Source organism: Streptomyces sp. Ag109_O5-10 (assembly GCF_900105755.1).
Classification (GTDB): domain Bacteria; phylum Actinomycetota; class Actinomycetes; order Streptomycetales; family Streptomycetaceae; genus Streptomyces.
In genome coordinates this window covers 1,595,968-1,608,612 of sequence record NZ_FNTQ01000001.1, presented here as the reverse complement: position 1 = coordinate 1,608,612, position 12,645 = coordinate 1,595,968, and the positions used below count along the sequence as shown (strand labels likewise).

Genomic DNA, 12,645 nt, shown 5'->3' with positions numbered 1-12,645 from the left:
TCACGCCATCTCCTCGCCGAGCGGCTGCGGGTTGGGGACGATGCGCCGGGCGCTGGGCCTGCCCGGTGCCTTGAGGAAGAGGGCCAGCACTGCGGAGGCCAGGCCGACGGAGCCCGCGAGCACGAACGCGCCGTGGTAGTCCCACTCACCGACGACGACCGCGCCCAGACCGGAGCCCACCAGGCCGGAGATCAGCTTGGAGCTGTAGACCATTCCGTAGTTGGTGGCGTTGTTGTTCTCGCCGAAGTAGTCCGCCGTCATGGCCGCGAAGAGCGGGAAGATCGCCCCGCCGCCGAACCCGGAGACCATGGAGCAGAACAGGAAGAACGGCATGCTGTGCATCTGGCCGGAGACCAGCACGCCGAACTGCGCGGTGCCGAGCACGATGCACACGATGATGAGCGTGTTGCGGCGGCCGTAGCGGTCCGATATCCAGCCGATGACGCCGCGCCCGGTGCCGTTGACGATCGCCTTCAGGGACATGGCCGTGGCGACGATCCCGCCCGCGAACCCCATGTCCTTGCCGAACGGCACCTGGAAGGCGATGCCGAAGATGTTGATCCCGGCCGTGCAGAGCAGACAGAACCACATCATCCACAGGACGGGCGTACGGGCGGCCTCCTTGGGTGTGTACTGCTTGACGGCCGGCGGGTTCTTCTCCAACGCCCGCCGTATCCTGGGATCCTGAGTGGCCTTCAGCGGGTCGACGTGCGGCGGCCACCAGTTCTTCGGCGGGTCCTTGAAGAACCAGCCGGCCGACGCCACCACCAGGCACAGCCCGACCCCGACCGCGGTGAGCACGACCCTGTAGTTGCTCAGGTCGAGGACCGAGGTGAAGAGGAACACGAACGGCACGGACCCGTAGGCGAAACCGCCGTTCACGAAGCCCGTCTTGCCGCCCTTGCGCTCCGGATACCACTTGCCGACCATGTTCACGCAGGTCGCGTAGACGAGACCGGCGCCGATGCCGCTGCACATGCCGAAGCCGAGATAGGCGACGACCACGTTCGGCGCGAACGCCAGCGACACATAGCCAAGGAGCGTGCCGACCGCGCCGATCAGCATGGCCGTACGGGCGGGAAGCCGTCCGCTCTCCCGCAGTTGCCCGGCCGGGAAGGCCACGGCCGCCTGGAAGAACACCCAGACGCCCATCAGCCAGAAGATGTGCCCGCTGCTCCACAGATGCGCCTCGTGCAGCGTGTCCTCCGCCGACGTGAACGCGTACTCGGCGGAGCTGATGCCCATCATGCCCACCCAGGGCAGGATGACCATCCACTTGCGTGTCCGGCCCATCAGATCGACGTCTGTCTCGCCGATCCGGTACCTGCGGCCGTTGCGGTCCGTCACCTCCCTGTAGGGGACGGACGCCGTGAGATCGATGGATGACATGTTCGTTCAGCACCCCTTGCGTCGAAAGTTCTGGCCAGCGCCCCCTGTCCAATGCCTTTCGTGCGCGCTCGGGTCCCGGGGCCGGCCGACGCGCACCGTCGGCCGGCTCCCTCCCGCACCTACGTCATGAGCCGCCCCCCAACAGTCCGGCCGCCCGCGCCCAGCGGTACTTGGCGCCGAGCACGGCCACCGGCCGCTCGGTCGTGTACGGGTACGCCACGACCCCCCGCTCGTACAGGTACTGGCAGGCCTCCTCGACCTCGACGTCCCCCGCGAGCGAGGCGACGACCGGCTTCTCGATGCCCCGCTCCCGGAACTCCGCGACCACCCGCGCGGTCAGCTCCGCGAACACCATCGGCGGCGTGACGATGGTGTGCCAGTAGCCGAGGACGAGCGCGTGGATCCGCGGGTCCTCAAGACCCAGCCGGATCGTCGCCTCGTACGTCGACGGCGGCTCGCCGCCCGTGATGTCCACCGGGTTGCCGGCGGCCCCGAACGGCGGGATGAAGCGGCGGAACGCCTCGTCCAGGTCGGGCGGGATCTCCATCAGGGTCAGGCCGTTGTCGGTGATCGCGTCGGACAGCAGGACGCCGCTGCCGCCCGCGCCGGTGATGATCACGACGTTGTCGCCCTGCGGGGGCGGCAGCACCGGCAGGCCGCGCGCGTACTCCAGCATGTCGTTGAGGCCCGGTGCCCGGATGACGCCCGCCTGCCGCAGGATGTCGTCGTACACCGCGTCGTCGCCCGCGAGCGCGCCCGTGTGCGAACCGGCCGCCTTGGCACCGGCCGCCGTACGGCCCGCCTTGAGGACGACGACGGGCTTCTTCGGTACGGTCGCCCGCGCCGCCTCGACGAACGCGCGGCCGTCCTTCAGGTCCTCCAGGTGCATCGCGATGCACTCGGTGTGCGGGTCCTCGCCGAACCAGGTCAGCAGGTCGTCCTCGTCCAGGTCCGACTTGTTGCCGAGGCCGACGATCGCCGACACACCCGTCTTGGTGGTGCGCGCGAAGCCCAGGATCGCCATGCCGATGCCGCCCGACTGGGACGTCAGCGCCACGCCGCCCTTCACGTCGTACGGCGTGCAGAACGTGGCGCACAGGTCCTGCCAGGTGGAGTAGTAGCCGTAGATGTTCGGGCCGAGGAGGCGGATGCCGTGGCGCTCGCCGATCGCGACGATCTCCTCCTGGAGTTCGTGCTCGCCGGTCTCCGCGAAGCCGGACGGGATCAGGACGGCGTTGGGGATCTTCTTCCGGCCCACCTCCTCCAGCGCCGCTGCCACGAACTTGGCGGGAATGGCGAAGACGGCCACATCCACCTCACCGGGAACGTCCGTGACACTCTTGTACGCCTTGCGGCCCAGAATGTCATCGGCCTTGGGGTTCACCGGATGGATCTCCCCGGCGAAGCCGCCGTCGACGAGGTTGCGCATCACCGAGTTGCCGATCTTGCCCTGCTCGTTGGAGGCGCCGATCACGGCGACCGAGCGGGGCTGCATCAGCCGGCGCATGCTCTCCAGGATCTCCTCGCGGGAGTACTTCCTGCGCGGCGCGGGCTGGTGCTCGGCCAGGATGATCCGGATGTCGGCGGCGACCGCGCCCTGCGGCGTGGCGATCACCGGGTTGAGGTCCACCTCGGCGATCTCCGGGAAGTCCGCGACCAGTTGGGAGACCCGGCGGATCTGCTCGGCGACCGCCCACCGGTCCACCCCGGCCTGCCCGCGCACCCCGCGCAGCACCTCGGCCGCCGCGATGGAGTCCAGCATCGACAGCGCCTCGTCGGCGGAGACGGGCGCGAGCCGGAAGGTCACGTCCTTCAGCACCTCGACCAGCACCCCGCCGAGCCCGAAGGCGACGACCTTCCCGAAGGTCGGGTCGGTGACCGCGCCGACGATCACCTCCGTGCCCTTCGGCAGCAACTCCTGGACCTGGACGCCCTCGATGCGTGCGTCGGCGTCGTAGGCACGAGCGTTCTCGACGATCCGGTGGAAGGCCGCCCGCACGTCCGCCGCGCCCTCCACCCCGACGACGACTCCGCCCGCGTCGGTCTTGTGCAGGATGTCCGGCGACACGATCTTCATGACCACCGGTCCGCCGAAGCGCGCCGCGTACGCCACGGCCTCGTCGACGTCGGTGGCCAGTTCCTCGCCCGGTACGGCGATCCCGTACGCGTCGGCGACCACCTTGCCCTCCGGCGCGGTGAGTGCCGTACGGCCCTGCGCGCGCACCGAGTCGAGGAGTTCCCGGACCCGCAGCTCCCGGTCCTCTGCCATCACGTCAGATCACTCCGTTCGACTTGAGCAGGCGCAGCTCCTCGTCGCCGAGGCCGAGTTCACCGATGTAGACCGCCTCGTTGTGCTCGCCGAGCAGCGGTGAACTGGTGACGTCCACGGGGGAGTCGGAGAGTTTGAGTGGGCTGCCGACGGTGACGAACTCACCGCGCTCGGGGTGCGGGACGGTGACCACCATCTCGTTGGCGACCAGCGACTCGTCCTCGATGATCTCCTTGGTGGAGAGGATCGGCCCGCACGGGATGCTGTGGGCGTTGAGCTGCTCCAGCACCTCCCACTTGGGGAGCGTCGAGGACCACTCCTCGATCAGCTGGAACATCTTGTTGAGCTTGGGCAGCCGGGACTCCGGGGTCGCCCACTCGGGGTCGTCCGCGAGCTCCGGCCGGCCGATCAGCCGGGTGATCGGCTGCCAGCCGACCGGCTGCACGATGACGTACACGTAGTCGTTCGGGCCGCCCGGCGCGCACCTGACCGCCCAGCCGGGCTGGCCGCCGCCGGAGGCGTTGCCGGAGCGGGGCACCTCGTCGCCGAAGTCCTCGTTGGGGTACTCGGCGAGCCGGCCGTGCGCGAGCCGCTGCTGGTCGCGCAGCTTGACCCGGCACAGGTTCAGTACGGCGTGCTGCATGGCGACGTTGACGCGCTGGCCGCGGCCGGTGTGCTCCCGCTGGAAGAGTGCCGCCAGTATCCCGGCCACCGTATGCACTCCGGTGCCCGAGTCACCGATCTGCGCGCCGGTGGCCAGCGGCGGGCCGTCCTCGAAGCCGGTGGTGGCCATCGACCCGCCCATCGCCTGGGCGACCACCTCGTACGCCTTGAAGTTGGTGTACGGGCCGTCCCCGAACCCCTTGATGGACGCGTACACGATCCGCGGGTTGATCTCCTTGATGCGGTCCCAGGTGAACCCCATCCGGTCGACCGCGCCGGGGCCGAAGTTCTCCACCATCACATCGGAGCGGCGGATCAGCTCGGTCAGCAGCTCCTTGCCGCGCTCGGTCTTGGTGTTGAGGGTGATGCTCCGCTTGTTGCAGTTGAGCATCGTGAAGTAGAGGGAGTCGACGTCCGGGAGGTCGCGCAGCTGCTTGCGCGTGATGTCACCGGTCGGCGCCTCCAGCTTGACGACGTCGGCGCCGAGCCAGGCGAGCAGCTGGGTGGCGGAGGGGCCCGACTGGACGTGGGTCATGTCGAGGACGCGAATGCCCTCAAGTGCCTTGGCGGTCATGGGCGTTCCACCTCACTTGTACATGGTCTGGTTCATGGTTCCGGGGGCGTACGCGTCCGGGTCGACCCAGACGTTGATCAGCGACGGCTTGCCCGACTCCCGGGCCCGGCGCAGGGCGGGGCCGATGTCGGCGGGGTCGCGGACCTCCTCGCCGTAACCGCCCAGCATCTGGGCGAACTTGTCGTAGTGGACGTCCCCGAGGGTGTTGCCGACCCGCTCGCGCTCGATGCCGTACTTGGCCGCCTGGCCGTAACGGATCTGGTTCATCGAGGAGTTGTTGCCGACGATCCCGACGAAGGGCAGGTCGTAGCGGACCAGGGTCTCGAAGTCCCAGCCGGTGAGCGAGAAGGCGCCGTCGCCGAAGAGGGCGACCACCTCCTTGTCGGGGCGGGCCTGCTTGGCGGCGAGCACGAAGGGGACGCCGACGCCGAGGGTGCCGAGCGGGCCGGGGTCCATCCAGTGGCCGGGCGACTTGGGCTGCACGACCTGCCCGGAGAAGGTGACGATGTCGCCGCCGTCGCCGATGTAGATCGAGTCCTCGGTGAGGAAGTCGTTGATCTCGCTGACCAGGCGGTACGGGTGGATGGGCGAGGCGTCCGACCTCAGGCTCGGCAGCCGCTTCTCCAGCGCGGTCTGCTCGGCGGCGCGCAGCTCGTCGAGCCACTCCTTGCGCCTGGAGGCACCCGCGTCGACACGCCCCGAGGCGGCCTCGGTCACCGACTTCAGGACCAGCCCCGCGTCTCCGACGATCCCGAGGTCGATGTCCCGGTTCTTGCCGACCGTGCGGTAGTCGAGGTCGATCTGGACGACGGTCGCGGCGGGAGAGAGACGCTTGCCGTAGCCCATGCGGAAGTCGAAGGGCGTGCCGACGATCACGATGACGTCGGCGTTGGAGAACGCGTACCGGCGGGAGAGCTGGAAGTGGTGCGGGTCGCCGGGCGGCAGGGTGCCGCGCCCCGCGCCGTTCATGTACGCCGGGATGTTGAGGGTGCGCACCAGCTCGATGGCGTCCGCGGTACCGCGGGTCGTCCAGACCTGGCTGCCGAGCAGGATGGCCGGCTTCTCGGCGTGCACGAGCAGGTCGGCGAGCTTCTCGATCGCCTCGGGGTCGCCGGCCGAACGGGTCGAGGCGCGGTAGGCGCCCGCCCTGGGCACCCGCGCCTTCTCCGCGGGGACCTTGGCGTCGAGGACGTCGCGGGGGATCTCCAGGAAGGAGGGGCCCGGCGCGCCGTGGTAGCACTCGCGGAACGCCATGGAGACCATGTCGGCGGCGCGGGCGGTGTCCGGGACGGTCGCCGCGAACTTGGTGATCGGCGTCATCATGTCGACGTGCGGCAGGTCCTGCAGGGAGCCCATCTTGTGCTGGGTGAGCGCCCCCTGGCCGCCGATCAGCAGCATCGGGGACTCCGCGCGGAAGGCGTTGGCGACCCCGGTGACGGCGTCGGTCGTACCCGGACCGGCCGTGACGACCGCGCAGCCCGGCCTGCCGGTGAGGCGCGCGTAGCCGTCGGCGGCGTGCGCGGCCACCTGCTCGTGGCGGACGTCGACGACTTCTATGCCCTCGTCGACGCAGCCGTCGTAGATGTCGATGATGTGGCCGCCGCACAAGGTGTAGATGCGGTCGACCCCCTCGGCCTTCAGCGCCTTGGCAACGAGATGACCACCGGAAATCACGTCCTGGGTGTCGTCGGGCATGGCGAAGTCCTGTCCCTTCGTAGGGGGTTGGAACGCTCTCGCGGTACATTGCATACAGTCGACGAATACTGTATGAACCTTGTTATCCCGCATCCGGTGGGTGGTGTCCAGGGGGCGTGCGGCACTTTTCAGTCGTCGGAGTTCGGCCTCGTTCGGCCTCTCGACGGCTTCTCGACGGACTTCGCAGACAGGAGCCGGAATGGACCTGTACGAACACCAGGCAAGGGAACTCTTCGAAGACCACGGCATCGTGGTGCCGAGGGCCGAGGTCACCGACTCGCCCAAGGAGGCCCGGGAGATCGCCCGCCGACTCGGCGGCAGGGTCGTCGTGAAGGCGCAGGTCAAGACCGGTGGCCGGGGCAAGGCGGGCGGCGTGAAGCTCGCCGCCGACCCGGCCGCGGCGGAACTCACGGCACGGCAGATCCTCGGCATGGACATCAGGGGCCACACGGTCGGCAAGGTGATGCTGGCCCAACCCGTCGACATCGACAGCGAGTTCTACGTCTCCTACGTCCTCGACCGGGCGGCCGGCGGCTTCCTCGCGATCGCCTCCGCCGAGGGCGGCACGGAGATCGAGGAGGTGGCCGCGACCCGCCCGGAGGCGGTGGCCCGGATCCCCGTCGACCCCGCGGCCGGCGTCACCTCCGCCAAGGCCCAGGAGATCGCCGACGCCGCCGGACTGCCGCCGCAGACCGTCGACGTCCTGGTACGGCTCTGGCAGGTACTGGTCCGCGAGGACGCGCTGCTCGTCGAGGTGAACCCGCTCGTCCGCACCCGAGAGGGCCGGATCCTGGCCCTCGACGGCAAGGTCACCCTTGACGGCAACGCCCGTTTCCGGCAGTCCCGCTGGGGCGCCGACGACGGTGAGCACCACGACCCGCTGGAGGCGGCGGCCGCCGCGAAGGGACTCAACTACGTCAAGCTCGACGGAGAGGTCGGCATCATCGGCAACGGCGCCGGCCTGGTGATGTCCACCCTGGACGTGGTGGCCGGCTGCGGTGCGCGGCCCGCCAACTTCCTCGACATCGGCGGCGGGGCCTCCGCCCGGATCATGGCCGACGGACTCTCGGTGATCCTCTCCGACCCGTCCGTGAAGTCGGTCTTCGTCAACGTCTTCGGCGGGATCACCGCGTGCGACGCAGTCGCCGACGGGATCGTGCAGGCCCTGGAGACCGTCCGGCTGACCAGGCCGCTGGTGGTCCGGCTCGACGGCAACAACGCGGCCCGCGGCCGGGCGATCCTCGACGGCCGCGCGCACCCCCTGGTCGAACAGGCCACCACCATGGACGGCGCCGCCCGCCGCGCCGCCGAACTCGCCACCACCGCCTGAGGAGTCCTGTCATGGCGATCTATCTCACCAAGGAGAGCAAGGTCCTCGTCCAGGGCATGACCGGCGGCGAGGGCATGAAGCACACCCGCCGGATGCTCGCCGCCGGAACCGACGTCGTCGGCGGGGTCAACCCGCGCAAGGCCGGCCGGACCGTCGACTTCGACGTCCCCCAGTGCCCGAACGGCCTGGGCGGTGCCCCCACGGCCGTCCCGGTCTTCGGCACGGTCGCCGAGGGCATGGCGGCGACCGGCGCCGACGTCACCGTCGTCTTCGTGCCGCCCGCCTTCGCCAAGGCGGCGGTCCTGGAGGCGGCCGACGCCGGCATCGGCCTCGCGGTGGTGATCACCGAAGGCATCCCGGTCCACGACTCGGTGGCCTTCACGTCGTACGCCAGGCGGAACGGCACCCGGATCATCGGGCCCAACTGCCCCGGCCTGATCACGCCCGGCCAGTCCAACGCCGGCATCATCCCCGCCGACATCGCCGAGCCCGGCCGCATCGGCCTCGTCTCCAAGTCGGGCACGCTGACCTACCAGCTCATGTACGAGCTGCGGGACGTCGGCTTCTCCACCTGCGTGGGCATCGGCGGCGACCCGGTCGTCGGGACCAGCCACATCGACTGCCTGGCCGCCTTCGAGGACGACCCCGACACCGAACTCGTCGTCCTCATCGGGGAGATCGGCGGCGACGCGGAGGAACGGGCCGCCGCCTACATCCGGGAGCACGTCACCAAGCCGGTCGTCGGCTACATCGCCGGGTTCACCGCGCCCGAGGGCCGCACCATGGGCCACGCGGGCGCCATCGTCTCCGGCGCGGCCGGCACCGCCCGGGCCAAGCAGGAGGCGCTGGAGGCGGTCGGGGTGCGGGTGGGGAGCACGCCCACCGAGACCGCCCGGCTCGTGCTGGAGCTCCTGAAAGCGGGGAGTTGACCATGGTCCTCGTCCGCAAGCCCGGCACCGGCTGGGACGACGCCTGGGCACGCTGCCTCTCCCTCGCCCCCGAGGCCTTCCGGGACGACCGCGTCCTCAACCTCTGGGCCGGCGCCTGGCAGCCCGACGGCGGTCCGCTCCCCGCGACCAGCCCCGTCGACGGCAGCCCGATCGCCGGCGCCCCGCGCCTCGACCACACCACCGCGCACCGGGCCGTCCGCGCCTGCCTCGACCAGCACCGCGCCTGGCGGCACGTCCCGCTGGAGGAGCGCCGGGCCAGGGTGGCCGCCACCCTGGACGCCCTCACCGAACACCGCGAACTTCTCGCCCTGCTGCTCGTCTGGGAGATCGGCAAGCCCTGGCGGCTGGCCCAGGCGGACGTCGACCGCGCGATCGACGGGGTGCGCTGGTACGTCGACGGCATCGGACCGATGCTCGCCGGACGGGCCCCGCTGGACGGGCCGGTGTCCAACATCGCCAGCTGGAACTACCCGATGAGCGTGCTGGTCCACGCGGTACTGGTCCAGGCCCTGGCGGGCAACGCGGTGGTCGCGAAGACCCCGACCGACGGCGGGGTCGCCTGCCTCACCCTGGCCTGCGCACTGGCCGCCCGGGAGGGCCTGCCGGTGACGCTGGTCAGCGGCAGCGGGCGCGAACTGTCGGAGGCGCTGGTGCGGGCGCCCGAGATCGGCTGCGTCTCCTTCGTCGGCGGCCGGGACACCGGAGCGGCAGTGGCCACGGCCGTCACCGACCTCGGCAAGCGGCACGTACTGGAACAGGAGGGACTCAACACCTGGGGCATCTGGAACTTCACCGACTGGGCCGCGTTCACCGCCGTCGTCCCCAAGCTCTTCGACTACGGCAAGCAGCGCTGCACCGCCTACCCGCGCTTCGTCGTCCAGCGCGAGCTGTTCGACGAGTTCCTCACGGCCTACCTCCCGGCGGTGCGCCGGCTCCGGGTCGGCCACCCGCTGGCGGTCGCCGACCCCGCCGACCCGCTCCCGGAGCTGGACTTCGGGCCGTTGATCAACGCGGCCAAGGCCAAGGACCTGACCGACCAGGTGGCCGAGGCGGTCGACCGCGGTGCCGTCCCGCTGCACCGCGGCAGTGCGGCCGACGCCCGCTTCCTGCCCGGCCAGGACACGTCGTCGTACGTCCACCCGGTCACCCTCCTCAACCCGCCGCCCTCCTCACCCCTGCACCACGCGGAGCCCTTCGGCCCGGTCGACACGATCGTCCTGGTCGACACCGAGGCCGAACTGCTGGCCGCCATGAATGCCTCCAACGGCGCGCTGGTCGCCACGCTCTCCACCGACGACGAGGCCACCTTCGCGCGCCTGGCCCCGCAGATCCGCGCCTTCAAGATCGGCCACGGCACGCCACGCTCCCGCGGCGACCGCGACGAGCTCTTCGGCGGCTTCGGCGCGTCCTGGCGGGGCGCCTTCGTCGGCGGGGAACTGCTGGTGCGGGCGGTGACCCGGGGGCCGGTGGGGGAGCGGCTGCCGGGGAACTTCCCGGAGTACCAGCTGATGCCCTGACCGCGCGCCCCCTCGCGCCGTGGCGCGCCCGCCACCCGGGCGCGCCCGCCACCCGGGCGCGCCCGGGTGCCGGTGCGCCCCCCCGGCCCCGTCACGTTCCGGACGTCCGCGTGCCCGGCGACCGCCCCCGGCGGACCGCCGGGCGCCGCTTCCGCCCGCCGCCGCCCACCCGGTGACGGACCCGCCACGCCCCGTGACCCGCCCCCCACCTGCACCGGAGCCGACGGAAACGCAGGTGAAAGGCACTCCGAAAGCTTGGTATTGTTGTCCATGTCGCCGCGGGGAACACCCCCGGTCGCGCGACAGACACCTAGTCCGGGTGGCGGAATGGCAGACGCGCTAGCTTGAGGTGCTAGTGCCCTTTATCGGGCGTGGGGGTTCAAGTCCCCCCTCGGACACAACCACTGACGATACGGTGATGAGGGCCTCGACCTTACGGTCGCGGTCCTCTTTGCGTGTTCGTAGCTGATGGTGATGCCCAGGCCTTCATAGAGCGAGCCTTTCTTGTGGACGTCGGCCGTACGGATGCGCTGTGCGATGCCTCCAAGACTGTCAGTGATCTCGCGGATCTGCTGGGCGTTGAGTGGGGGTTGCTTCTTCCGGGCGAGGGCGGGGAGCGCGTCAAGTTTCTTCTGGGCCGCCTCTTTGTCTTGCTGTGCTGCGTTGATCCACTGGGTGACGACGGCTGGGTCCGCTCCGGCTTCGAGTGCTGCCTGGTAGCGGGCGGCGTCGTGGGCGGAGGGGCAGGGGATGCCGTCGCGGGTGAGCTGGGCGGCGATGGCTTCGTCGCTCATGCCGTCGATGTACAAGCGGAAGATCCGCTGCACGACGGGTGCGGCGGCGGGGTCGGGTTCGAGTTTGTGGATGCGCTGGCCGACGGCGGCTTTGGAGGGGTTGGGGTGGGGTCCGGCGTCAGTGATCCGGTAGCCGTAGGGAGGTCGTCCGCCGAGGTAGCGGCCCTTGAGCTGGGCCTGGGAGCTCATGGCGGTCCGGACTCGGATCTTGATGCGGTTGCGTTCGCCCCTGCTCATGCCGCCGAAGACGGACATGACGAGATCGTGGGCCTCGTTGTCCGGGTCGATGGGGCCGCCGATCTCCGGGACCCACAGGGGGATGCGGAAGTGGACGAAGACGGGGAAGGTGTTGCCGAACTGGTTGCCGTAGAAGGTGCGCTGTGGCTCCCCGATCACGACTGCGTCGAATCCGCGGTTGGGGTTGCGGAGGGCCTGGAGGAGTTCGTTGGCGCGGGGGCGGCGCTGCCAGGGCATGCCGCTCAGCGCCCCAGGATGCCCGGAGGCGCCGAAAAACGAGGCCGAGGCCGCCCGCGCCCTTACGCTGCGGCGGGCCCGGGCGGAGCGGGATGCCCGGCGCAGGCACGTCGGACGTAGCGCCAATGTGCGTCGATATGTGCACGCCGCTTGCGGACTGGAGCTGGACCTCGTCATCGAACACGGTCTCGGAGCACGCCTAATCCACGCCGTCAACCACGTCCCGGGCAACGGGCTGCACAGCATCGCGGAACCGTACGACGCCGACAGCGAGCGGTGCGCACTGGGTGCGTAGGATACCCAGCCGACAGATCATGCGGGAGGGGACAACATGAGAAGACGTATACGGGCGGCCGCAGTTGTAGTCGCCGCGATAATGGGGTGGGTGCCGATAAACGAGGGCGCAGCGTCCGCGGCACCGTCCGACATGCACGTGTCCACGCCTCACCAGATCGGGACATTGAAGGAGTGGGCCAGCGGAATCCCGAAGTCCCTGCACCGAGGCGGCACGATCGACCTCACTATGTCCTACGCGCAGAAGTCCCGAGACGTTCTGGCCCCGGGCAGCTTTGCGCTGTCCTTGTGGAACTTCGCTGCCCCGGGCGAAAAGCAACTGCGGGGCATCTCCGGCACGTGGTGGAATCCGGTGCACCGCCGCTGGGAGAAGGCCAGCTACTACGATTCGAACGGGTTGATCGGTTTCGATCTTCCTGGGTCTTCACCCACGATAAAGGTCGCCTCCGGCAAGGTCGGCCACATCTATGTGCGAGTCACCTTCGGCAAGACCGCCTACACGGGCACGTGGCACTTCGAGCCGATGGTGGACTCGTACCAGCTGCTCACCTCGAAGGGCACCTACGACCCCAACTTCCTCGGCGACGACAGGAGCCGGTACACCTCCACTCTGCGCCCGTAAAAGGTCGCATTCTCGCGACGTTTCTTCGTGGACTGAGTGTTTCGACCTGGGGCCTCGGGCGGCCGATTCCGGAG

Annotated in this window: 10 protein-coding genes and 1 tRNA gene; 6 read left to right on the top strand and 5 right to left on the bottom strand. The window is 70.0% G+C overall.

All coding sequences use genetic code 11. The features are described 5' to 3' along the window. The 4 genes from BLW82_RS07375 to BLW82_RS07360 form a co-directional block, all read right to left on the bottom strand. Positions 1-1,389, bottom strand: a complete 1,389-nt coding sequence (locus BLW82_RS07375) for an OFA family MFS transporter (protein WP_093498051.1) — start codon at positions 1,387-1,389, stop codon at positions 1-3. Positions 1,390-1,513: 124 nt separating this feature from the next. Continuing rightward, entirely contained in the window at positions 1,514-3,658 is a 2,145-nt protein-coding gene (locus BLW82_RS07370) for an acetate--CoA ligase family protein (RefSeq protein WP_093507905.1), read from the bottom strand. Positions 3,659-3,662: 4 nt separating this feature from the next. After that, the gene (gene frc, locus BLW82_RS07365; protein WP_093498050.1) at positions 3,663-4,895 is read right to left on the bottom strand and encodes a formyl-CoA transferase; all 1,233 of its coding nucleotides are present in this window, start codon (positions 4,893-4,895) and stop codon (positions 3,663-3,665) included. 12 nt (positions 4,896-4,907) lie between these two features. Next, entirely contained in the window at positions 4,908-6,590 is a 1,683-nt protein-coding gene (locus BLW82_RS07360) for a thiamine pyrophosphate-binding protein (protein WP_093498049.1), read from the bottom strand. Between the two features lie 199 nt (positions 6,591-6,789). Here BLW82_RS07360 and sucC point away from each other — a divergent pair, with 199 nt between their 5' ends. From sucC to BLW82_RS07340, 4 genes are all read left to right on the top strand, one after another. Beyond that, entirely contained in the window at positions 6,790-7,920 is a 1,131-nt protein-coding gene (gene sucC, locus BLW82_RS07355) for an ADP-forming succinate--CoA ligase subunit beta (protein ID WP_093498048.1), read from the top strand. 11 nt (positions 7,921-7,931) lie between these two features. Next, positions 7,932-8,849 carry a succinate--CoA ligase subunit alpha gene (sucD, locus tag BLW82_RS07350; RefSeq protein ID WP_093498047.1) on the top strand — a complete coding sequence of 306 codons (918 nt, stop codon included), beginning with the start codon at positions 7,932-7,934 and terminating at the stop codon, positions 8,847-8,849. 2 nt (positions 8,850-8,851) lie between these two features. Next, entirely contained in the window at positions 8,852-10,387 is a 1,536-nt protein-coding gene (locus BLW82_RS07345) for an aldehyde dehydrogenase family protein (protein ID WP_093498046.1), read from the top strand. Between the two features lie 313 nt (positions 10,388-10,700). Beyond that, positions 10,701-10,785, top strand: a tRNA-Leu gene (locus BLW82_RS07340). On the opposite strand, the gene BLW82_RS07335 is transcribed toward BLW82_RS07340, so the two are convergent. Next, a complete protein-coding gene (locus BLW82_RS07335) occupies positions 10,750-11,655 on the bottom strand; it encodes a recombinase family protein (RefSeq protein ID WP_093498045.1) in 906 nt (301 codons plus the stop codon). The genes BLW82_RS07340 and BLW82_RS07335 overlap by 36 nt on opposite strands. A gap of 139 nt (positions 11,656-11,794) precedes the next feature. Between BLW82_RS07335 and BLW82_RS44305 the strand changes: the two genes are divergently transcribed. Together BLW82_RS44305 and BLW82_RS07330 are read left to right on the top strand one after the other, a co-directional pair. Next, entirely contained in the window at positions 11,795-11,950 is a 156-nt protein-coding gene (locus BLW82_RS44305; protein ID WP_177232870.1) for a hypothetical protein, read from the top strand. A 90-nt stretch (positions 11,951-12,040) separates the two neighbouring features. Beyond that, positions 12,041-12,571, top strand: a complete 531-nt coding sequence (locus BLW82_RS07330; RefSeq protein ID WP_143063649.1) for a hypothetical protein — start codon at positions 12,041-12,043, stop codon at positions 12,569-12,571. Positions 12,572-12,645 lie beyond the last annotated feature (74 nt).